This is a genomic window from Pseudomonas sp. MOIL14HWK12:I1 (assembly GCF_000510705.1).
GTDB classification, from domain to species: domain Bacteria; phylum Pseudomonadota; class Gammaproteobacteria; order Pseudomonadales; family Pseudomonadaceae; genus Chryseomonas; species Chryseomonas oryzihabitans.
Genome location: NZ_KI783307.1, coordinates 836,610 through 857,813, shown reverse-complemented (window position 1 = coordinate 857,813; position 21,204 = coordinate 836,610). Strand labels below are relative to the sequence as shown.

Genomic DNA, 21,204 nt, shown 5'->3' with positions numbered 1-21,204 from the left:
GGTAAGCTTATTGCTCCCGCGAGGGCACGGGCGTCGTACTGGCGCCATGATTTCATCCACATTCGCACTAGGATCCGACATGAAAAAAAGCTGGCTGACTCTCTCTGCGCTCGCCCTGTGTCTGGCCGCCGGTTCGGCGATGGCCAAGGAATGGAAAGAGATCCGCTTCGGTGTGGATACCACCTATCCGCCCTTCGAATCCCAGGCCGCCGATGGCAGCTTCGTCGGCTTCGACATCGAGCTGGGCAACGCCATCTGCGAGAAGCTGGAAGTGAAGTGCAAGTGGGTGGTGAGTGACTTCGACGGCCTGATCCCCGGCCTGCGCGCGCGCAAGTTCGACGGCATCCTGTCTTCGCTGACCAAGACCCCGGCGCGTGCCGAGCAGATCGACTTCTCCGACCTGCTGTGGTCGGGTCCCTCCTCCATGGTCACCAAGGAAGGCGCCAACCTGCAGGCCACCGCGGAAAGCCTGAAGGGCAAGACCGTCGGCGTGCAGCAGGGCACCATCCAGGAAACCTTCGCCAAGCAGAAGCTGGCGCCCAACGGCGTGAACGTCCAGAGCTACCAGAACCAGGATCAGGTCTATGCCGACCTGGTGTCCGGTCGTATCGACGTCGCCATGCAGGACATGCTGCAGGCCGAAGGTGGCTTCATGAAGTCGCCCCAGGGCAAGGGCTACACCAACACCGCCATCCACGACGAGCTGCTGCCGGCCGATACCGCCATCGGTATCCGCAAGGGCAACGACGAGTTCAAGACCTTCGTCAACAAGGGCATCGCGGCCATCCACGCCGACGGCACCTACGACAAGATCCAGAAGAAGTACTTCGGCGACCTGAACCTCTACGATCCCAAGTAAGGTCGGTTCGGCAGACGCCCCCGGTACCACCGGGGGCGTTTTACGTATGACCGTTGGCGCTCGTGGCGCCCGCGGCCTCACCAGGCGATTCTCCCAAGACGCATGCAGCAGAATTCCTTCGACTCCTTCTTGCAGTCCATCGGACTGGGCACGCTCAGCCTGCATGGCTACGGCCCGCTGATCCTGGAAGGCACCCTGACGACCCTCAAGCTCGCCGGCTTCGCGCTGATCGTGGCGGTCATCCTCGGCCTGCTCGGCGCCTCGGCCAAGCTGTCGCGCCTCGCACCCCTGCGCTTCATCGCCCAGAGCTACACTACCCTGATCCGGGGCGTGCCCGATCTGGTGCTGATGCTGCTGATCTTCTACAGCCTGCAGAACTGGCTGGGCGCCCTCACCGACTACATGGGCTGGGACTACATCGACATCGATCCCATGGCCGCCGGTATCGCCACCCTCGGCTTCATCTATGGCGCCTACTTCACCGAGACCTTTCGCGGCGCCATCCTCGCGGTGCCGCGCGGCCAGGGCGAAGCGGCCCTGGCCTACGGCCTGACCCGCTGGCAGACCTTCACCCTGATCACCTTTCCGCAGATGATGAGATTCGCCCTGCCCGGCATCGGCAACAACTGGCAGGTGCTGCTCAAGGCCACCGCGCTGGTCTCCATCATCGGCCTGGCCGATCTGGTCCGCGCCTCCCAGGAGGCCGGCAAGGGCACCTTCAAGCTGTTCTACTTCCTGATCGTCGCCGGCGTCATCTATCTGCTCATCACCGCCGTGACCAACGCCATCCTCGGGGCGCTGGAACGGCGCTACCACGTCGGCGTGCGGGAGGCCAAGCGATGATCGAACTCCTGCAGCAATATTGGAAACCGCTGCTGTGGACCGACGGCTACCACATCACCGGCCTGGCCATGACCCTCTGGCTGCTGGTGGCCTCGGTGGTGATCGGCTTCATCGTCTCGGTGCCGCTGTCGGTAGCCCGGGTTTCGGAGCGCCGCTGGCTGCGCTGGCCGATCGGCTTCTATACCTACGTCTTCCGTGGCACCCCGCTCTATCTGCAGCTGCTGATCTGCTACACCGGCATCTACAGCCTGGGCTTCGTGCGTGACCAGCCGATGCTGGGCAGTTTCTTTCGCGACGGCCTGAACTGCACCATCCTGGCCTTCGCCCTGAACACCTGCGCCTACACCACCGAGATCTTCGCCGGGGCCATCCGCAACACCCCCCATGGCGAGGTCGAGGCGGCCAAGGCCTATGGGCTGGACGGCTGGCGCCTCTATGTGCACGTGATCCTGCCCTCGGCGCTGCGCCGCTCGCTGCCGTTCTACAGCAACGAGGTCATCATGATGCTGCACTCCACCACCCTGGCCTTTACCGCCACGGTGCCGGATCTGCTCAAGATCGCCCGCGATGCCAACACCGCCACCTTCCTGACCTTCCAGGCCTTCGGCCTGGCCGCGTTGCTGTACCTGGCGGTGTCCTTCATCCTGATCGGCCTGTTCCGCCTGGCGGAGCGCCGCTGGCTGGCCTTCCTCGGCCCGACCCACTGACCCAAGCGGCCGCGCCCGGCGCGGCCCCGGAGTTGTCATGCGCCATCTCACCCATCCGCTGGTCGCCCCGGTCCCGGGCACCGAGCGCTGCATCCACAGCTTCCACTTCGGCCCCGCCGATAGCGGTCGCAAGGTCTATATCCAGGCCTCGCTGCATGCCGACGAATTGCCCGGCATGCTTACCGCCTGGCACCTCAAGCAGCGCCTCAAGGCGCTGGAAGCCGCCGGTGAACTGCTGGCGGAAGTGGTGCTGGTGCCGGTAGCCAACCCCATCGGCCAGGACCAGCAGGTCGCCGACGTCCACCTCGGTCGCTACGAGCTGGAGACGGGGCAGAACTTCAATCGCCGCTTCCGCGACATGACCGCCCAGGTGGAGGCCGTCATCGCCGAGCGCCTCGGCGATGACGTGGCCGCCAACCAGGCCCTGGTGCGCGAGGCCTTCCGCACGGCCCTGGCCGCGGAATCCGCCACCACCCAGCTTGAGAGTCAGCGCCTGACCCTGCAGCGCCTGGCCTGCGACGCCGAGGTGGTGCTCGACCTGCACTGCGATTTCGACGCCGTGGCCCACCTCTACACCACGCCGGAAGCCTGGCCCCAGGTCGAACCGCTGGCGCGCTACTTCGGTTCCGAAGCCAGCCTGCTCGCCACCGACTCCGGCGGCCAGTCCTTCGATGAATGCTTCACCCTGCTCTGGTGGAATCTCAACCAGCGCTTTGGCGAACGCCTGCCCCTGGGCAGCCTGTCGGTGACCCTGGAGCTGCGTGGCCAGCTGGACGTGCGTGATGATCTCGCCGCGGCGGATGCCGAGGCCATCGTCAACTACCTGCGCCACCAGGGCTTCCTGAGCGGCACCGCCGCCCCGCTGCCACCGCTGCTGCAACCCGCCACGCCGCTGGCGGCCGTGGAGCCGGTGGCGACCACCCAGGGCGGTGTGCTGGTGCTCAAGGCCCAGGTGGGCGAGCGCATCGCGGTCGGCCAGGTGCTGGCGCACGTCATAGATCCGATCAGCGATCGCGTCGAAGAGGTGCGCAGCGCGGTCGCCGGCATCCTCTATGCGCGCTCCAATCGCCGCATGGCCACCGCCGGCATGGTGATCGCCCATGTGGCGGGCACCGAGGCCTATCGCAGCGGCTACCTGCTCTCGCCGTGATCCCTACCCCTTTTCTGCTGTGGAATCCCTATCCATGTACAAACTGACCGTCGAAGGCCTGCACAAGCGTTACGGCGACCATGAAGTGCTCAAGGGCGTGTCGCTCAAGGCCAAGACCGGCGATGTGGTCAGCCTGATCGGCGCCAGTGGCTCGGGCAAGAGCACCTTTCTGCGCTGCATCAACTTCCTCGAGCAGCCCAACGCCGTGACCATGACCCTGGACGGCGAGACCGTTCGCATGGCCGATGATCGCGGCGCCGTCCGGGTGGCCGATGCGGCCCAGCTGCAGAATCTGCGCACCCGCCTGGCCATGGTCTTCCAGCACTTCAATCTCTGGAGTCACCTGAGCGTGCTGGACAATATCACCCTGGCGCCGCGCAAGGCCCTGGGCGTGAGCAAGGCGGAAGCCGAAGACCGCGCACGCAAGTACCTGGACAAGGTCGGCCTGCCCGCCCGAGTCGCCGAACAGTACCCCGCCTTCCTGTCCGGCGGTCAGCAGCAACGGGTCGCCATCGCCCGTGCGCTGGCGATGGAACCGGAGATCATGCTTTTCGACGAGCCCACCTCGGCCCTGGACCCGGAGCTGGTCGGCGAGGTGCTCAAGGTGATCCGCGCCCTGGCGGAAGAAGGTCGTACCATGCTCATGGTGACCCACGAGATGGCCTTCGCCCGCGAGGTGTCTTCCCAGGTGCTGTTCCTGCACCAGGGGGTAGTGGAGGAAGAAGGTCCGCCGAGCGAAGTGCTGGTCAGTCCGCGGAGCGAACGCCTGCGCCAGTTTCTCAGCGGCAATCTGAAGTAAGTCCGGGTCCCCGGCCGGGGACCCTACGCGAACCCGGCGGCGCCCGCCGCTCGGATTCGCATCAGCGCGTTCAGCGGCGCTGCTGCTGACGACGACGCTGGGCAGCCAGTTGCTCGCGCTCGCGACTGGGAATCGGGATGGCCTTGACCAGACCGAGTCGGGCGAGCAGGTCCAGCATCAGAGCTTGTATACGGTCGTTCATGAAAACTCCTCGAGCCAGCGCTCAGTCAGGGACAGCCATGGCGGGCAGCGCGTGCTGCCCTCCTCCACAATATTGAGCCTTTCCCTGTCGATTCAATCCACTGGCGTGCGGTTGTTCGTCGCAACAGGGCTGCGCTTTGTCAAAAAGTGTGTCTTTTACTGGACGGCAGTGGCCTCGTGGATGCTCGCTTGCAGAGCAGTCGGTTGCCGATTGTTATCGGAACCCATATCAAATTCGAAGGTCTGGAGCCTAACGACGAGTTCAATTCTCGATCTGAAAACTGACGAATGGCGAAAAAATGCCCTCTTCGTTGGTTATCATCGAGGGACGATAACGGGTTAGCCGCGGTTTCTCATCCAATAACAACGATGTCATCAGGGTGTTCGCACCTCGATGTTCTCCCTGCTTGTTGTTATCCCCATCACATCCTTTCTCAAGTTTGCGTGACCGGCACGGCAGGAGTGCTCCCATGACCAGATCCTTACCTCTCTTCCTCGTTTTAGGGCTGCTGGCCAGTCCGGCGCTGGCGGCCAGCTGGGGCATGCAGCGCGAGGTAGGGGATTTCGATCTGAAGATGGGCACGGCGCCGTCACGCAGCATGGCCCAGGGACTGGTCGCACCGAACTCCGCCGGCATGGGCGGTGGCTTCGATCTCACCCACGACAGCGGGCTGTACTTTGGCCAGTGGACGACTAACAACGCCTCGTCCGCGGAAGCGCCGCTGCTGGAGATGGACACCTACGCCGGCTACAAGCACCGCTTCGCCCCAGGTTATGGCTACGAACTGGGCGTGATCAACTACAGCAACCTGATCCAGAACGTCGATCCCAGTCGCGAGCTGTATTCCGGGATGACCGTCTATGGCAAGCGCCTGGGCGCCGCCTTCGCCAATGACCCGGGGCGCCACAATGCCTCGGTCTATGCCGACCTGGGGACCCTGCCGCTGATCAAGACCGGTGTCTCGCTCAAGTACACCAACTATGTGCTGGACGTACCCACGACCCTCGACAGCGGCGGCATGGTGCGCAGCTTCAACGACTGGTCGGTGAATCTGAGTCGCAAGTGGGTGAATACCCTGTTCAACCTGACCTACAGCGGCACCAGCCTGAGAGGCGCCGACTGCTCGGTGTATTCGGGCCACAACACCTACTGCGACAGCGCCCTGATGCTCAAGGCCTCGCACCCCTTCTTCTAGTCGTTACTGCCGTAGCAGGCTGCGCCCGATGCCGACCTGGGGCCGTTCCCGTCCCAGTTGCTGCAGCGCTTGCCGCGCCCGCACCTGTTCTCCTGCGTCCAGCTCCACCAGCCAGTTGACCCTGGTTCCCACCCGCGTGGCGATCGGCACTCCGTCGCGATAGAGCAGGCGATTGCCGGCCACGGCAGGCACCTTGGCCCCGGGCAGCAGGGTGCCGACCAGATTGAGCGGATCCAGCGCCGAGACGCACACCCAGAGATCTTCCGCCGGACGCTGGCGCCACTCACGCAGGGGTGCGATGGCCGCCGGATCGGCGAATTGCTCGCCGGACAGACCGGCGATGAAGCGCCCGCCGCGGATTTCGCCGCGGGCTTCCAGGCGATGGCAGGCGCGCAGGAGATCGCGCCAGGGCGGCAGGACGGCGCTCTCACGCTGCAGCAGCTGCCAGCAGAGCACGCCATAGCGACGCAGTAGCAGCCCGACCAGCCGCTCCAGCAGCGCATCCGGCAGCCGCGCCTCGTCCGGCGCCTCGGCGGGCCGCAAGGCGACCCAGCGACCGGCATCCTCCATCCCGCCATAGAGCGCCATGCGCCCGCGGCGCGAACCGCTGCGACCACTGCCACGCTTGGCCGCCGGCTGCAGCAGGGCGCGTAGGCCGGCGAAGCTGTCGGCGTTGACCGCACCGGCCCCTACCAGCTCGCCCAGGGCCGTCTCCAGCTCGCTGCGCAGCAGGCGCGCCTCGCCGAGCAATTCATCGAAAAAGGAGGCGCCGCGGTGGGTCAGCACCTCCAGCACCCGTTGCGCCTTGGGTGACAGCACTTCGCTGCCGGCGGGCTCGGTCAGGCTGTTCCAGTCGGCCAGGTGGCGGCGCGGCAGCAGGACGATGGGCGAACCCTTGACCGGTCCGCCGCCTCCGCGCCCCGCCTGGGGCAGGCGCAACCAGACCACGCGACCGGCGCGGCAGAGGTCATCGAGGTAGGTGAACTGATAGCTCGGCAGGCGACTGGGCAGGATCTCGCCTTCCCAGCCGGCGGCGGCGACCTCGAAGCCTTCCAGCAGGCCGATCACCTGCTCCAGGCCATCATTACTTCTCAGGATCGCCGGACCGGTCAGATGCTGGTGCTCCAGCAGAAATCTCAGGTAGTCGGCCAGGGCCACCGGCTCGATGGCCTTGCGCAGCCGCACCAGGGTATAGCGATGGATCCGCGCCAGCAGGTGGCGCTCGCACCATTCCCCGGCGCTGTCCGCCGCGGTGAAGCGTCCCTGCAGGACATAGCCTTCACCCTGCAGGGCCAGCAGCGCCGGTGCGAGCTGGGCCGACGGCAACCCGAGACTGGCGGCCAGTCCATCCTGGTCTACCGGACCCAGGGCGGTGAGGCGCGCGCGCAGCAGCTCCACCAGGGCCGCCTCGGCATCCGCGGGCGCTGCGAAACCCGGCGGCGCCTCGAGCGCCGGCTCGGTGGCGACGCCGGGAAACAGCGCCTGGAACAATGGCAGTCGCTCGGCCGCGATCCACAGGGTCGCCGCCGGCAGCCGCAGCCGCCCTGCCCGCCCGGCCTTGACCAGCTGGCGCGCCTGGGTCTGCCGCGGTGCGACTTCGGCCTCGGTGAGGAAGCCGACGCCCAGCAGGGCTTCATGCAGGTCGTCGGCGCTTTCCAGCCGTGGCCAGGCTTCCTCCCGGACCAGGGCGATGGCCGCCGGATCCAGAGCGCCCAGTTCGTCGAGATCGGCACCGCCGAAGCGGCGATTCTGCACCGCCAGGGTCCGCCGCTCCTCGACGGGCGCGTCGTCCAGATAGGCATAGGGCTTGGCCGTGAGCACCTCGGCGGCCAGTGGCGAAGGGCCGGGCAGGTCGTGGGTCAGCAGGGTCAGTTGGCCCGCCGCGATGCGCGCCAGCAGGGCCAGCCAACCGCGGCTGTCGAGGGATTCGTGCAGGCAATCGTCGAGGGTCTGGCGGACCAGTGGGTGCTCCGGCACCTGGCGCTCGCCGGCGAGATTTTCCAGACAGGCCACCTGTTCGGGAAAGACCGTGGCCAGGAGGTCTTCGCTGCGCATGCGCTGCACCTGGGTCGCCACCTTGCGCCCGGCGCTGAAGCGCGGCAGCGCCAGGGCCGTGGTGGCGTTCCAGCGCCAGCGCACGGCGAACAGCGGGGCGTCGAGCAGCGCCTGGATCAGCACGGTCTCGGCGGTGGCCGGATGCAGATAGCGCCAGACCTCATCGAGCACGAAGCTGTGGCTGGTGGCCAGCGACAGGATCAGGGCGTTCTCGGTCGCCGCCGCCTGCAGCTCGACATTGAAAGTGCGACAGAATCTCTTGCGCAGGGCCAGGCCCCAGGCACGGTTGACGCGGCTGCCAAAGGGCGCATGGATGATCAGCTGCATGCCGCCGGCCTGGTCGAAGAATCTTTCCATCACCAGGGTCTGCTGGGTCGGCAAGGCGCCCAGCGCCTGGCGGGCCCGACCGAGATAGCCCACCAGCTGGCGCGCTGCGCCCTCGGCCAGCGCATAGGCCGCGCCAATGCGGGCGATGGCCGGTTCCGGCGGCTCGTCGGCGCCAGGCAGCAGGGGTTCGAGTTCCGCGCGCAGGCGCGCCAGACCCGCCGACAGCTCATCGCTGCGCCCCGGCGCCTCGCCGTGCCAGAAGGGAATGTTGGGCGGCTGGCCCTTGGCATCCTCCACCCGCACCTTGCTGCCTTCGATCTTGACGATGCGGTAGGCGGTGTTGCCCAGCTGGAAGACGTCGCCCACCAGGCTTTCAAAGGCGAAATCCTCGTTGACGCTACCGACGGTATGGCCCTGGGGTTCGAGCAGCACGCTGAAATCGCCGCTTTCCGGGATGGTGCCGCCGCTCATCACGGCGGTCGCCTTGCCGCCCCGACGGCCGCGCAGGAGTCCGTTGACCGCATCCCGATGGACATAGGCGGCGCGCGGACCGCGGCGATCCGTATAGCCCTGGCTGAGCATCTCCACCACTGCCCGGTAGTCGGCTTCGCTCAGCGCGGCATAGGGTTCGGCCTGGCGCAGTACGGCCAGCAGGCCTGCTTCCGACCACTCCTGGCAGGCGACCTCGGCCACCAGTTGCTGAGCCAGGACGTCCAGCGGCGCCACGGGGATGTGCAGGGTATCCAGCTCACCGCGGCGCACGCAGTCGAGCAGCGCCACGCACTCCACCAGGTCGTCGCGCGAAGTGGGAAACAGCCGTCCCTTGGGTAGCCCGCCGACCTGGTGATTGGCGCGACCGACCCGTTGCAGGAAGGCGGCGATGGAGCCCGGCGAGCCGATCTGGCAGACCAGGTCGACCTCGCCGATGTCGATGCCCAGCTCCAGGGAGGCGGTCGCCAGCAGCAACCGCAACTCGCCGCGCTTGAGGCGCTGCTCGGCGTCCAGTCGCTGCTCCCTGGCCAGGCTGCCGTGGTGGGCGGCGACCTGGGCATTGCCGAGGCGATCCGAGAGCTGGCGCGCCATGCGCTCGGCCAGCCGGCGGGTGTTGACGAACACCAGAGTGGTGCGGTGCGCCTCGGCCAGTTCGGCCAGGCGGTCGTAGATCAGCTCCCAGGCCTGGGTGGACAGCAGCGCCTCCAGGGGAATGGGCGGCACCTCCAGCGCCAGGTCGCGGGCGCGCTGGTGGCCGATGTCGATGACGGTGCAGGGCCTGGGCTGCCCCTGGGCGTCGCGGCCGACCAGAAAGGCGGCCACGGCGGCCAGCGGTTTCTGGGTGGCGGACAGGCCGATGCGCTGCAGCGGATGGCCCGTGAGGGCCTCCAGACGCGCCAGACTCAGGGTCAGGTGGCTACCGCGCTTGCCATCGGCGATGGCATGGATCTCGTCGACGATGACGCCGCGCACGCTGGCCAGCATCCGTCGCCCGGAATCCGAACCCAGCAGCACATAGAGGGATTCGGGGGTGGTGACCAGCAGGTGCGGCGGTCGCCGGCGCATGGCGGCCCGCTCCTTTTGCGGGGTATCGCCGGTGCGTACCGCCGTGCGCAAGGCCAGCGGCGGCAACCCCCGCGCCTCCAGCGCCGCGCCGATGCCGGCCAGGGGTTCTTCGAGATTGAGGCGGATGTCGTTGGACAGGGCCTTGAGCGGCGACACATAGAGCCAGAGGCAGGCCTCGGGCAGGCCACCCTCCTGCAACGCTTCCTGCACCAGGCCATCGAGTACGGCGAAGAAGGCGGTCAGCGTCTTGCCCGACCCGGTGGGCGCCGCCACCAGCACCGATTCACCGGCGCGAATGGCCGGCCAGGCCTTGAGCTGCGCCTCGGTCGGGGCGGGAAAGCGCGTCGTGAACCAGCTGCGCGGCGCGTCGTGAAAGTCCGCCAGGACGGCGGCAGGCGAATTCGAGGTCATGCGCCCAATATGGGAGGGGCCATCCGGGGCCACAACCCAAGCCGACCGGCGGCTCAGGCGATGCGATTGCGCAATTCGCCCCCCTGCAGCATGGCGTGGAGGTTGGCCAGCATCACCTCTTGCTGGGCCTGCTGGGCCGAGGCCGCATTGGCCGCGACATGGGGACTGAGCACCAGGTTGGGCTGCTGGCGCAGGCGCTCGGGCACCTCGGGTTCGCGGGCGAAGACATCCAGCGCCGCGCCAGCGATCTCCCCCTGCTCCAGGGCGTCGGCCAGGGCATCCTCGTCGACCACGCTGCCACGAGAGATATTGACCAGATGGCCCTCGGCGCCGAGCGCGGCCAGAACCTCGGCATCCACCGCCCCCACGGTCTCGGCGCTGGCGCGGACTGCCACCACCAGCACGTCGCTCCAGCGCGCCAGCTCCAGCAGGCTGCCGTGATAGGCATAGTCCAGCCCCTCCCGCCTTGAGCGATTGAAGTAGCCGATTTCCATGTCGAAAGCTTCGCCGCGCCGGGCGATGCGCCGACCGATCTCGCCCAGGCCATAGATGCCCAGACGCCGCCCGGCCAGGCCCGGGACCTGGGGCATGCGCTCGACGGCGTTGCCCTGCCAGCGGCCGCTGCGGACGAAGGCGTCGCCCTGCAGCAGGCGGCGCGCGCTGGCCAGGACCAGGCCAAAGGCGAATTCGGCTACGGCGGTGGCATTGGCATCACCCGCCGTGGTCACGGCGATACCGCGCGCGCGGCAGGCGTCCAGTTCCACGCCTTCGTAGCCGGTGCCGTAGCAGGCCACCAGCCGCAGCGCCGGCAGGGTATCCAGCAGCGCGGCGCGGGTCGGCAGGCCGCCGATGGTCAGCAGCGCCACGGCCTCCTCAGCCCCTGCGGGCAGCGCCGCGGGATCGGTCGAAGGAAAGGGCCCCAGGACCCGGTAGTGGGCTTCGAGCCGGGTCACCAGTCCCTGGGGCAATTGCGGGGCCATCAGCAGCGTCGGTTTCATTTTGTAATACTTTCCTTGAGGCAAAACCCAAGCGTCGCCAGCAGGAGCCACGGTCGTCAACCATTCTCTTTAGGCTGCCGCTTTCGGCGGTCTTGATCCGTGCCTTCGAACCAAGGCAAGTCCTTGATCGGCTGGGAAATTCGCGCAACTTGTCGAGCCGGGCCCAGGTCCGATCGGCGTCCGCCAACCACACAGGGATTTTCGGGATGACCAGAGTTCTCCGCCAGGCCGGCACCACCTGCTGTCTTGCCTTCCTTGCCGGCAGCCTGCCGCTGACCGCCACGGCGCTGGAATTCAGCGGCTACGGGCGAGTGGGTGTCGGCGGCTCCGCCGAAGGCGGCAAGCAGAGCTGCTTCCAGCTGCCCGGCGCACCCGCCAAGTACCGTCTGGGTAACGAATGCGAGACCTACTGGGAACTCGAATTGCACCAGACCCTGTACAAGGGCGTCGATGGCACCGAACTAAAGGTGCACGGCATGGCCAGCCTCTACAACGTCTATGACCAGACCCCCACCTTCAGCGGCGACAACGGCAACGTGCGCCTGCCGCAGATCTGGACCAGTCTCAGCCTGCCGGCACTCAATGGCGGTGGTCTCTGGGCCGGGCGTCGCTACTACAAGCGTCACGACATCCATATCAACGACTTCTACTACTGGAATCCGAGCGGCACCGGTTTCGGCGTGGAGGACTACGGCCTGGGCGACAGCGGCCTGCGGCTGAGCTACGCCTTCAGTCGCGAAGACAACATCGACCAGCCGGACAAGGCCAACCGCCACGACCTGAACCTGGGCGGCATCAAGACCAATCCCGGTGGCGAGATCGAACTGGGGCTGTCCTACATCCAGCGCGCCGGTCAGGTACAGAATGCCCACAGCGGCTGGTCGGCCACCGCCGAGCACAAGCAGGCGCAATTCTTTGGCGGGGTCAATGTCTTCACCGTGCAATACGGTCGCGGGCCAGGCACCGGCCTGGGCGCCACCGGCAGCCTGACCGCCGACCGGGATTACGAGAGCCTGCGCGTGCTCGAATCGCCACGCTGGCAGCTCACCCCGCGCTTCGGCGGCCAGTTGCTGGCGCTCTATCAGCGCGACCGCGCCCCCGGCGATGGCGGCCAGACCTGGTACTCCTTCGGCGTGCGGCCCAGCTATGCCTTCACCCGTCTGTTCAAATTGCAGGTGGAGTTCGGCCACGACCAGATCCATCCCGACAGCGGCGCCACCCGCAAGCTGAACAAGGTCACCGTGGCGCCGACCCTGGCGCTGGGCGGCATGGGGCTGATGGACCGGCCGGAGATCCGCCTCTACTGGACCTACGCCAGCTGGAACCGCGGTGCCCAGGATGCTGCCGTGGCCGGTACGGCGCTGTCCGACAGCGGCGCCTTCGGCGATGCCCGTCACGGCAACAACTTCGGCGTGCAGCTGGAAACCTGGTGGTAGACAGGGGCAAGCGAGACCGCTCGTCATAACCGGGCGAACTAAACTTATGCCGCCCGGTCGGTTTCCTGACAACCAAAAGGCCGACCAGGGAGAACGCCATGAATCCTCTCGCCCGCGAGCTGCCCGCAGCGAGTGACACCGCCACCACCCTGCTCGAGCGCTTCCAGCGTGTGCGCAGGGCCAGCGAGGCGCTCTGCGCCCCGCTCACCGTCGAGGATTACGTCATCCAGAGCATGGCCGACGTCAGTCCGCCGAAATGGCACCTGGCCCACGTCACCTGGTTCTTCGAGGCCTTCATCCTCAAGCCCTTCCTCAAGGGTTACCAGACGCCCAATCCGGCCTACGACTACCTGTTCAACTCCTATTACGAGACCCACGGCAAGCCCTTTCCGCGGGCGGCCCGCGGGCACCTGTCGCGGCCGGGCGTGGACGACGTCTATCGCTTTCGCGCGGCGGTGGACACCGCCATGGCCGAGTTGCTCAGCGCGCCGCCCGCCGAACATGCCGCCGAGATCGCCCGGCGCCTGGAACTCGGTCTGCACCATGAGCAGCAGCACCAGGAATTGCTGCTCATGGACATCAAGCACATCCTGGCGCAGAACCCCCTGCATCCGGTCTATCGCGCCGACCTGGCCAAGGGCCCCAAGGCCGCGGTCGCGCCCCTGGGTTGGGAAGCCCATCCGGGCGGCGTCCGGCATGTCGGTCATGGCGGCGACGGCTTCGCCTTCGATTGCGAGACGCCGGTGCATCGGCAATTCGTCGATGACTTCCAGCTGGCCGATCGGCTGATCACCAATGGCGAATACCTGGCCTTCATCGAAGACAACGGCTACGGCCGCAGCGATCTCTGGCTGTCCGACGGCGCCGCGGCCATCCGCACCCTCGGCTGGCAGGCGCCGCTGTATTGGCAGAGGCTCGATGGCGTCTGGCACCACTTCACCCTGGGCGGCCTGACCCCGGTGGATCCAACCGCACCAGTCTGCCACCTGAGCTTCTATGAAGCCGATGCCTACGCCAGCTGGGCCGGTGCCCGGCTGCCCACCGAGGCGGAATGGGAAACCGTGGCGGCGCGCCAGCCGATCCAGGGCAACTTCGTCGACCAGGATCACCTGCAACCAGTCGCCAATGCGGACCAGGGCATGCGCCAGCTGTTCGGCGACGTCTGGGAGTGGACCGGCAGCGCCTTCCGCCCCTACCCCGGCTTCAAGCCACTGCCGGGCAGCCTGGGCGAATACAACGGCAAGTTCATGTCCGGCCAGATGGTCCTGCGCGGGGGCTGCTGCGCCACGCCCCAGGACCATGTGCGTGCCACCTACCGCAACTTCTTCTATCCCACCATGCGCTGGCAGTTCTCGGGCCTGCGCCTGGCCAGAGAGGTCTGACCCATGGCCCTAGCCGTGCGCTTCTTCGATCAGCAACCGGTGACCGTCGCCGACAGCTCGCTGCGGGACGATGTGCTCCAGGGCTTCGCCCAGACCCCCAAGGCGCTGTCGCCCAAGTACTTCTACGATCAGCGCGGTTCGGAGCTGTTCGAGGCCATCACCCGGCAGCCCGAGTACTACCCCACCCGCACCGAAGAGGGCATCCTGGCCGCGGCGGCCGGTGAGATCGCCCGCCTGGCGGGGCGTGACGCCGCCCTGGTCGAACTGGGCAGCGGCGCCAGTCGCAAGGTGAGACTGCTGCTGGAAGCCATGCACCCGGCCGGCTACCTGGGCATCGACATCTCCCGGGAATTCCTGCTCAGCAGCACCCAGCGTCTGGCGGCCGACTATCCCTGGCTGGACGTCAGCGCCGCCTGCGCCGACTTCAGCCGGCCCATGACCCTGCCCGACAGTCTCGACGGCCTGCGCCCCATCGCCTTCTTTCCCGGTTCGAGCATCGGCAACTTTACCCCGGAAGAAGCCGGCGTTTTCCTGCGCAATCTGCACCGGATGCTGCCGGCGACCGGGGGCCTGCTGATCGGGGTGGACCTGATCAAGGACAGGGCGCAGCTGGATGCGGCCTACAACGATGCCGCGGGAGTGACCGCCGACTTCAATCTCAACCTGCTCGAACGCATCCGCCGCGAGCTGGACACCGATCTGGATCCGCAGCGCTTCCGCCACCTGGCCTTCTTCAACGAAGAACAGGCGCGCATCGAGATGCACCTGGTCAGTACCCGCGACCAGACGGTACGTCTCGAAGGCCGCCGCTTCACCTTCCGCGAAGGCGAGCGGCTGCATACCGAAAATTCCTACAAGTACAGCCTGGCGAGCTTTCGTGCGCTGGCCGAAGACGCCGGTTTCAGACAGGTGCGGGTGTGGACCGACCCCGAGGGGCTGTTCGCCGTTTTCTACTTCGCGGCCTGATCCTTTCGACAGATAAATGACAACCGGTAGACTGTGAGGCGGGTAGTGAGGGAACTCTCGACCCCATCACGCTCTAAGTAGCAATCTGCTACTACAGCGCACCGAGACGTTGCTATGGAGCCCGCTCCACTCACTGCGGCCAACGAACGCCAGCGTCTTGCACTGCTGCGCGATCTTGCCCTGATCGACCGCCCTGCCGACCGTGCCTTCCAGGATCTCACCGATCTCTGCGCCCGGTTGTTCGATGTCCCCTATGCAATGATCTGCTTTCTTGACGGCCAGCAGGTCCATTGTCGAGCCACCGTAGGCTGCGCGCCTTTCACCGTGCCACGCGGCCAGTCGTTCTGCCAGCACCTGCAGGAAACCAATTTGCCGCTGCAGGTGGAAGACGCCCGCAACGATGCCCGCTTCGCCGACCTCCAGGTGGTGAGGGGTGCACCGAACATCCGCTATTACCTGGGCGCGCCGCTGCGCACCGCCGAAGGGCTGATGCTCGGCAGTCTCTGCCTGTTCGATGCCGCTCCCCGCGCCGCCCTACCCCAGGATCGGCTGGTGGCGCTGCAGCAACTAGCGGCCCTTGCCAGCCAGCACATCGAATTGCTGCGCACCGAAGCCTTCTGGGATCCGGTCACCCAGCTGCCCAATGGTCAGCGCTTCAGCGAGGATGCCGAAGCCCTGGCCCGGGCCGGTACCTCGGTGGTGGCGGTGGCGGCCGATCTGTTCGCCCAGAGCTATCTCAACGACTTCATCAAGGCCATGGGCCAGGCGCATTTCGATGGCCTGCAACGGGCCATCAAGCAGCACCTGCGCCGCCTGCTACCGGCTGAACAACCGCTGTATCGCCTCGGACCGGCCCGCTTCGGCTTTCTGCTGCACGACGCCGACGAGGCCGCGCAGCGGGCGCTGCTCGAGCGCCTGCAGCAGGAATTGACCGGGGTGCTCGACTACAATGGCATTCCCATCCAGACCCGGCTGGGCCTGGGGGTGATGTCCCTGACCGACGACCATCCCACCGACTGGCTGCGTGCCCTGATCGCCACAGCCGACGATGCCCGCGCCGAAATGCGCGGCTGCCGGTATTTCGATCCGCAGCATGACGCCGCCTACCGCCGCGCCTTCGCCCTGCTCAGCGCCCTGCCCCAGGCACTGCGCGCCGAGGACCAGTTGAGCCTGGTCTATCAGCCGCGCATCGATCTGGCCACCGGTCGCTGCCACAGCGTCGAGGCGCTGTTGCGCTGGCAGCATCCGCACCTTGGCCCGGTCAGTCCGGCGGAATTCATTCCGCTGGCGGAAAAGACCGCGCTGATCACCGCGCTGAGTCGCTGGGTCATGCAGCAGGCCATCAGCCAGGCCTATGCCTGGCAACGCGAGGGCCGGGGCCTGGGGGTGGCGATCAACATCTCCGCCCATGACCTGAACGATCCGGACTTCACCGAGCACACCACCGACCTGCTGCAGCGCTATCCGGTCGACCCCCGGCGCCTGGAGCTGGAGGTCACCGAGAATGCTCTGCTGGGTGACGTGGCGCTGATCCATCGGCAGCTGGCCGCCCTGCGCGAGCTGGGCATCGGCATCGCCATCGACGACTTCGGGACCGGCTACAACAACCTCTCGCACCTGCGTGAGTTGCCGGCCGACACCATCAAGATCGACCGCAGCTTCGTCCGCGAGCTGACCCACCGCACCAAGGACCGGCTGATCGTCAGCTCGCTGATCGAACTGTCCCATCAACTGGGCTTTCGCATCACCGCCGAGGGTATCGAGACCGCCGAGGCCCTGGCCAGCCTGCTGGCCATGGGCTGCGACGAAGGCCAGGGCTTCTGGATCGGCAAGCCCATGCCCGAACCGGAGTTGCAGGCCTGGTTGCTGATCCAGCAACCGGATCCGCAACGACGCCCTACGCGGCGTGCGCCGGTCTTTCAGCTGTTCGACAACGCCGCCAAGCACTAAGGCGCCCTGCCCCGCGGTCTCGCCGCGGGTTGGCGCCTCAGGCCCGCCGCAAGATCACTCCTGGGTGCGCTTGCGCGGCGGCGCGAAGCCGTCGGCCGAAGTCGGCACCAGGGCGCCGGGACGGCGTTCGGACTTGGGTTTGGCCTTGGTCTTGGCCTTGCCGTCCTTCTTGCCCTCGGTCTTTTTCTTCTTCACGCCCGCCGCCTTGCCCGAAGCCTTGAGCTTTTTCGGACCGCTGTAGCTGGCCTTGAGACCCGGCAGGTGACGACGCTCGAATCTCAGCTTGAGATAGCGCTCGATGCTGGACATCAGATTCCAGTCGCCATGGGTGACGAAGGAAATCGCCAGACCGGCCTCGCCGGCGCGCCCGGTGCGGCCGATGCGGTGGACGTATTCGTCGCCACTGCGCGGCAGGTCGTAGTTGATCACCAGGTCCAGGCCGTCCACGTCCAGGCCGCGGGCGGCCACGTCGGTGGCGATCAGCACCTTGACCGCGCCGCTCTGCAGCCGCTCCACGGCCAGCTTGCGGTCCTTGGTGTCCTTGTCGCCGTGCAGCACGAAGACCTTGAGGCCCTCGGCCACCAGGCGACCGGTCAGGCGATCGGCCTGCACCTTGGTGTTGGTGAAGACGATGGCCTTGCGATAGGTCTCGTTGGCCAGCAGCCACTGCAGCAGGCGCTCCTTGTGCGGCGGCTCGTCGGCCAGGATCACCTGCTGCACCACGGCTTCGTTGAGTTCGCCGGTGCGGTCCAGCATGAGATTCTGCGGCTCGCGCAGGACCTGCTCGACCACCTGACGCAGGCTGTTGCCCCCGCTGGTGGCGGAGAACAGCAGGGTCTGGCGGCCTTCGCGCTCGCAGCTGGCGGCGATCTGCAGCACGTCCTCGGAGAAGCCCATGTCGAGCATGCGGTCGGCTTCGTCCAGCACCAGCATCTCGATGTCCCTGAGATCCACGTTGCCGGCGTTGCGCTGCTCCAGCAGGCGACCGGGGGTGGCCACCAGGATCTCGGGATTCTTGCGCAGGCCGGCGGCCTGGACGCGGAAGTCCTCGCCGCCGATCACCAGGCCGGCCTTGAGAAAGGTGAACTGGCCGAAGCGTTCGATTTCCTTGGCGGTCTGCTGGGCCAGCTCGCGGGTCGGCAGCAGGATCAGGGCGCGGGCGCCGGAACGCGGCTTGGGATCCTTGAGCAGTCGATCCAGCAGCGGCAGCAGGAAGGCCGCGGTCTTGCCGCTGCCGGTACGGGCGGTGACGCGCAGGTCATGACCTGCCAGGGCCGGGCCCACGGCAGCGGCCTGGACCGGGGTGGGCGTCTTGAAGCCCAGGGTGTCGAGGGCCTTGAGCAGGCGCTCGTGCAGAGCGAGTTCGGTAAACACGGGGTAGACCTCGGTAAACAAAGGCGGCCGCCACCGGCGACCGCAGGTGATCAGGGGACCAGACGGCTGCGGAACAGCGCCTGGTGCTCGCGGCACTGGGCGGCGGCGAGCAGGAAGACGCCATGGCCGCCGCGCTCGAATTCGAGCCAGGTGAAATCGACTTCCGGATAGAGCGCCTCGACGTGGACCTGGCTGTTGCCCACCTCCACGACCAGGATGCCCTGCTCGGTGAGGTGATCGGCCGCTTCGGCCAGCATCCGTCGCACCAGATCCAGGCCGTCGTCACCACAGGCCAGGCCCAGGGCCGGTTCGTGCTGGTACTCGGCCGGCATGTCGGCGAAGTCCTCGGCATCCACGTAGGGCGGATTGCTGACGATCAGGTCGAAGCGCTGCCCCGGCAGGCCGGCGAAGCCGTCGCCCTGCACGGTATAGACGCGCTCCTCCAGGCCGTGGCGCTCGATGTTCTGCCAGGCCACCTCCAGGGCGTCGTAGGACAGATCGCCCAGGGCCACCTCGGCCTCGGGGAAGGCATAGGCGCAGGCGATGCCGATGCAGCCCGAGCCGGTGCAGAGATCGAGGATGCGCGCTGGCGTGGCCGGCAGCCAGGGGGCGAATTGCGCTTCGATCAGCTCGCCGATGGGCGAACGCGGCACCAGCACCCGCTCGTCGACGGTGAACGGCAGACCACAGAACCAGGCTTCGCCGAGCAGATAGGCGGTGGGCACGCGCTCCTGGATGCGCCTGTGCAAGAGCACCCCGAGTTCGTAGCGCTCGTCGTCTTCCAGGGCGCAGTCCAGGTAGCGGTCGGCGGTGTCCCAGGGCAGGTGCACGGCGCCCAGCACCAGGGCGCGGGCCTCGTCCCAGGCGTTGTCGTGGCCATGGCCGAAGAACAGCTCTTCGGCATGGAAGCGGCTGACGGCCCAGCGGATGTGGTCGCGCAAGGTGCGCAGGCGGGATTCGCTCATGAAAGGCTCCGGATGATCAGCCGCGCATTCTAACCCGCGCCCGGTCCGGCTGCAGGAACTTAACGCCGGACCCCTTCTTCCTAACCTAGGCTTGTTTGAAAAGTCGCCGAGCGAAGGTCAGGCAAGGCAAAAATCCGTGAGGAAGCGGAGTTTACGAGTGGTAAATGAGCATTCCGAACGGTTTTTTAACGCAGCATGGCCGAGCGCAGGCACTTTTCGGACAAAGCCTAAAGGTCCAGTTAGGAGAACGTCATGAGCAAGACCGTAGCCGACCATCTCTGGGAGCGCCTCGGGCAGTGGAACGTCGAGCGCGTCTTCGGTTATCCCGGCGATGGCATCAACGGCATCATGGGTGCCCTGGGGCGGGTGGCCGAGCAGTTCGACTATGTGCGGGTGCGCCACGAGGAGATGGCCGCCTTCATGGCCTGCGCCCATGCCAAGTTCACCGGCGAGGTGGGCGTCTGCCTGGCCACTTCCGGGCCCGGGGCCATCCACCTGCTCAACGGCCTGTACGATGCCAAGATGGACCATATGCCGGTGGTCGCCCTGGTCGGCCAGCAGGCCGCCTCCTCGCTCGGCAGCGACTACCAGCAGGAAGTCGACCTGCACACCCTGTTCAAGGACGTGTCCGCCTACGTGGAGACGGTGGTGCATCCGGCGCAACTGCGCCATGTCATCGACCGCGCCTTTCGCGTGGCCATCGCCGAGCGCCAGGTGGCCACGGTGATCATTCCCAACGACATCCAGCAATTGCCGGCGGTGGAAAGCCCGCCGCACCAGCACGCCAATGTCCTTTCCGGGGCCGGTGCCATCCCGCCACGGCCCTATGCCCAGGAAGACGACCTGCAGGCCGCCGCCGACATCCTCAATGCCGGCAAGAAGGTGGCCCTGCTGGTGGGCGCCGGTGCCCTGCAGGCGCGCAGCGAGGTGATGGCGGTGGCCGAGAAGCTCAGCGCCGGGGTGGCCAAGGCGCTGCTGGGCAAGGGTGTTGTCTCCGACGAACTGCCCTATGTCACCGGTTCCATTGGCCTGCTCGGCACCGAGGCCAGCGATCTGCTGATGAAGGAATGTGATACCCTGCTGATCGTCGGCTCGACCTTTCCCTATACCGAATTCCTGCCCAAGGAAGGCCAGGCGCGGGCGGTGCAGATCGACCTGCATGCGCGCAACATCAGCATGAGGTATCCCATCGAGCAGCCGCTGCTGGGCGATGCCGCCGAGACCCTGAGGCGCCTGCTGCCGCTGCTGCAGAGCAAGCCCCACGACAAATGGCGCGCGCGCATCGAGAAGAGCGTGGCCGACTCCTGGCATTCCATCGAGCAGCGCGCCCTGGCGCCCGCCGATCCGATCAATCCGCAGCGGGTGTTCCATGAGCTGTCCAGTCAGCTGCCACGCGACGCCATCCTCTGCGGCGACAGCGGCTCCCACACCAACTGGTATGCCCGCGACATCCGCATGAGCGGGCAGATGCTGGGGTCGCTGTCGGGCAAGCTGGCGACCATGGGCTGTGGCATTCCCTATGCGATCGCCGCCAAGTTCGCCCATCCGGATCGCCCGGTGATCGCCCTGGTGGGCGACGGCGCCATGCAGATGAACGGCAATGCCGAACTGGTCACCCTTCAGCAGTACTGGAAGAGATTCAGCAACCCGACCTTCATTGTCATGGTGCTCAACAACGGCGATCTCAACCAGGTGACCTGGGAGCAACGCGCCCTGGCCGGCGATCCCAAGTTCGCCCCGGCCCAGGACGTGCTGGACTTCCCCTATGCCCGCTATGGCGAATTGCTCGGCTTCAAGGGCCTGCGCATCCATCGTCCGGACGAGGTGGCCGATGCCTGGCAGCAGGCCTTCGAAGCGGATCGCCCGGTGGTGCTGGAGTTCGTCACCGACCCCAGCGTGCCGCCGTTGCCGCCGCACATCAGCTTCGAGCAGGCGCGGGCCTTCCTCGGCGCCATCGCCAGTGGTGATCCGAATCGCTGGGACATGCTCAAGCAGGGGGCCCGACAGCTGCTGCGCTAGCCCGCGCCT

16 protein-coding genes are annotated in these 21,204 nt (G+C 66.9%); 11 read left to right on the top strand and 5 right to left on the bottom strand.

Translation table 11 applies throughout. The features are described from left to right. Positions 1-79: 79 nt before the first annotated feature. From PSEK12I1_RS0113970 to PSEK12I1_RS0113950, 5 genes are all read left to right on the top strand, one after another. Positions 80-859 carry a transporter substrate-binding domain-containing protein gene (locus tag PSEK12I1_RS0113970; protein WP_007158910.1) on the top strand — a complete coding sequence of 260 codons (780 nt, stop codon included), beginning with the start codon at positions 80-82 and terminating at the stop codon, positions 857-859. Between the two features lie 102 nt (positions 860-961). Next, on the top strand, positions 962-1,702 hold the full coding sequence (locus PSEK12I1_RS0113965; RefSeq protein ID WP_007158911.1) for an ABC transporter permease: 741 nt from the start codon (positions 962-964) through the stop codon (positions 1,700-1,702). Then, a complete protein-coding gene (locus PSEK12I1_RS0113960; RefSeq protein ID WP_007158912.1) occupies positions 1,699-2,409 on the top strand; it encodes an ABC transporter permease in 711 nt (236 codons plus the stop codon). Before PSEK12I1_RS0113965 ends, PSEK12I1_RS0113960 begins: the two co-directional genes overlap by 4 nt. 37 nt (positions 2,410-2,446) lie before the next feature. Next, positions 2,447-3,559 (top strand): succinylglutamate desuccinylase/aspartoacylase family protein, encoded by a 1,113-nt coding sequence (locus PSEK12I1_RS0113955; RefSeq protein WP_027601920.1) that lies wholly within the window; start codon positions 2,447-2,449, stop codon positions 3,557-3,559. 34 nt (positions 3,560-3,593) lie between these two features. Beyond that, a complete protein-coding gene (locus tag PSEK12I1_RS0113950) occupies positions 3,594-4,358 on the top strand; it encodes an ABC transporter ATP-binding protein (RefSeq protein ID WP_007158914.1) in 765 nt (254 codons plus the stop codon). A 70-nt stretch (positions 4,359-4,428) separates the two neighbouring features. On the opposite strand, the gene PSEK12I1_RS25010 is transcribed toward PSEK12I1_RS0113950, so the two are convergent. Further along, complete coding sequence (locus PSEK12I1_RS25010) at positions 4,429-4,560, bottom strand: hypothetical protein (protein ID WP_007158915.1); 132 nt, start codon at positions 4,558-4,560, stop codon at positions 4,429-4,431. Between the two features lie 469 nt (positions 4,561-5,029). Here PSEK12I1_RS25010 and PSEK12I1_RS0113940 point away from each other — a divergent pair, with 469 nt between their 5' ends. Next, the gene (locus PSEK12I1_RS0113940; RefSeq protein WP_027599811.1) at positions 5,030-5,755 is read left to right on the top strand and encodes a TorF family putative porin; all 726 of its coding nucleotides are present in this window, start codon (positions 5,030-5,032) and stop codon (positions 5,753-5,755) included. Between the two features lie 3 nt (positions 5,756-5,758). Here the strand turns inward: PSEK12I1_RS0113940 and PSEK12I1_RS0113935 are convergent, their stop codons facing one another. Further along, positions 5,759-10,105: a DEAD/DEAH box helicase gene (locus PSEK12I1_RS0113935; protein ID WP_027601919.1), complete on the bottom strand. Its 4,347-nt coding sequence runs from the start codon at positions 10,103-10,105 to the stop codon at positions 5,759-5,761. 53 nt (positions 10,106-10,158) lie between these two features. Then, a complete protein-coding gene (locus PSEK12I1_RS0113930) occupies positions 10,159-11,103 on the bottom strand; it encodes a 2-hydroxyacid dehydrogenase (protein WP_027601918.1) in 945 nt (314 codons plus the stop codon). A 206-nt stretch (positions 11,104-11,309) separates the two neighbouring features. Here PSEK12I1_RS0113930 and PSEK12I1_RS0113925 point away from each other — a divergent pair, with 206 nt between their 5' ends. The 4 genes from PSEK12I1_RS0113925 to PSEK12I1_RS0113910 all read left to right on the top strand — a co-directional run bounded on the left by PSEK12I1_RS0113925 (position 11,310) and on the right by PSEK12I1_RS0113910 (position 16,837). Continuing rightward, positions 11,310-12,539 carry a carbohydrate porin gene (locus tag PSEK12I1_RS0113925; RefSeq protein ID WP_027601917.1) on the top strand — a complete coding sequence of 410 codons (1,230 nt, stop codon included), beginning with the start codon at positions 11,310-11,312 and terminating at the stop codon, positions 12,537-12,539. Positions 12,540-12,637: 98 nt separating this feature from the next. After that, complete coding sequence (gene egtB, locus PSEK12I1_RS0113920) at positions 12,638-13,921, top strand: ergothioneine biosynthesis protein EgtB (RefSeq protein WP_027601916.1); 1,284 nt, start codon at positions 12,638-12,640, stop codon at positions 13,919-13,921. Between the two features lie 3 nt (positions 13,922-13,924). Beyond that, entirely contained in the window at positions 13,925-14,887 is a 963-nt protein-coding gene (egtD, locus tag PSEK12I1_RS0113915) for an L-histidine N(alpha)-methyltransferase (protein WP_027601915.1), read from the top strand. Between the two features lie 114 nt (positions 14,888-15,001). Further along, entirely contained in the window at positions 15,002-16,837 is a 1,836-nt protein-coding gene (locus PSEK12I1_RS0113910; protein ID WP_027601914.1) for a bifunctional diguanylate cyclase/phosphodiesterase, read from the top strand. A 54-nt stretch (positions 16,838-16,891) separates the two neighbouring features. Here PSEK12I1_RS0113910 and PSEK12I1_RS0113905 read toward each other — a convergent pair whose 3' ends face one another. Together PSEK12I1_RS0113905 and prmB are read right to left on the bottom strand one after the other, a co-directional pair. After that, positions 16,892-18,211: a DEAD/DEAH box helicase gene (locus tag PSEK12I1_RS0113905; protein ID WP_027601913.1), complete on the bottom strand. Its 1,320-nt coding sequence runs from the start codon at positions 18,209-18,211 to the stop codon at positions 16,892-16,894. Positions 18,212-18,261: 50 nt separating this feature from the next. Next, on the bottom strand, positions 18,262-19,176 hold the full coding sequence (gene prmB, locus PSEK12I1_RS0113900) for a 50S ribosomal protein L3 N(5)-glutamine methyltransferase (RefSeq protein ID WP_027599819.1): 915 nt from the start codon (positions 19,174-19,176) through the stop codon (positions 18,262-18,264). Between the two features lie 252 nt (positions 19,177-19,428). Here prmB and PSEK12I1_RS0113895 point away from each other — a divergent pair, with 252 nt between their 5' ends. After that, positions 19,429-21,195, top strand: a complete 1,767-nt coding sequence (locus tag PSEK12I1_RS0113895) for a thiamine pyrophosphate-requiring protein (protein ID WP_027601912.1) — start codon at positions 19,429-19,431, stop codon at positions 21,193-21,195. The last annotated feature ends 9 nt before the right edge of the window (positions 21,196-21,204 follow it).

What these genes read in the sequence shown, in the direction of transcription:
- PSEK12I1_RS0113970 (WP_007158910.1), top strand. Translation starts at nt 80, where the DNA reads ATGAAAAAAAGCTGGCTGACTCTCTCTGCGCTCGCCCTGTGTCTGGCC.
- PSEK12I1_RS0113965 (WP_007158911.1), top strand. Translation starts at nt 962, where the DNA reads ATGCAGCAGAATTCCTTCGACTCCTTCTTGCAGTCCATCGGACTGGGC.
- PSEK12I1_RS0113960 (WP_007158912.1), top strand. Translation starts at nt 1,699, where the DNA reads ATGATCGAACTCCTGCAGCAATATTGGAAACCGCTGCTGTGGACCGAC.
- PSEK12I1_RS0113955 (WP_027601920.1), top strand. Translation starts at nt 2,447, where the DNA reads ATGCGCCATCTCACCCATCCGCTGGTCGCCCCGGTCCCGGGCACCGAG.
- PSEK12I1_RS0113950 (WP_007158914.1), top strand. Translation starts at nt 3,594, where the DNA reads ATGTACAAACTGACCGTCGAAGGCCTGCACAAGCGTTACGGCGACCAT.
- PSEK12I1_RS25010 (WP_007158915.1), bottom strand. Translation starts at nt 4,560, where the DNA reads ATGAACGACCGTATACAAGCTCTGATGCTGGACCTGCTCGCCCGACTC.
- PSEK12I1_RS0113940 (WP_027599811.1), top strand. Translation starts at nt 5,030, where the DNA reads ATGACCAGATCCTTACCTCTCTTCCTCGTTTTAGGGCTGCTGGCCAGT.
- PSEK12I1_RS0113935 (WP_027601919.1), bottom strand. Translation starts at nt 10,105, where the DNA reads ATGACCTCGAATTCGCCTGCCGCCGTCCTGGCGGACTTTCACGACGCG.
- PSEK12I1_RS0113930 (WP_027601918.1), bottom strand. Translation starts at nt 11,103, where the DNA reads ATGAAACCGACGCTGCTGATGGCCCCGCAATTGCCCCAGGGACTGGTG.
- PSEK12I1_RS0113925 (WP_027601917.1), top strand. Translation starts at nt 11,310, where the DNA reads ATGACCAGAGTTCTCCGCCAGGCCGGCACCACCTGCTGTCTTGCCTTC.
- egtB (WP_027601916.1), top strand. Translation starts at nt 12,638, where the DNA reads ATGAATCCTCTCGCCCGCGAGCTGCCCGCAGCGAGTGACACCGCCACC.
- egtD (WP_027601915.1), top strand. Translation starts at nt 13,925, where the DNA reads ATGGCCCTAGCCGTGCGCTTCTTCGATCAGCAACCGGTGACCGTCGCC.
- PSEK12I1_RS0113910 (WP_027601914.1), top strand. Translation starts at nt 15,002, where the DNA reads ATGGAGCCCGCTCCACTCACTGCGGCCAACGAACGCCAGCGTCTTGCA.
- prmB (WP_027599819.1), bottom strand. Translation starts at nt 19,176, where the DNA reads ATGAGCGAATCCCGCCTGCGCACCTTGCGCGACCACATCCGCTGGGCC.
- PSEK12I1_RS0113895 (WP_027601912.1), top strand. Translation starts at nt 19,429, where the DNA reads ATGAGCAAGACCGTAGCCGACCATCTCTGGGAGCGCCTCGGGCAGTGG.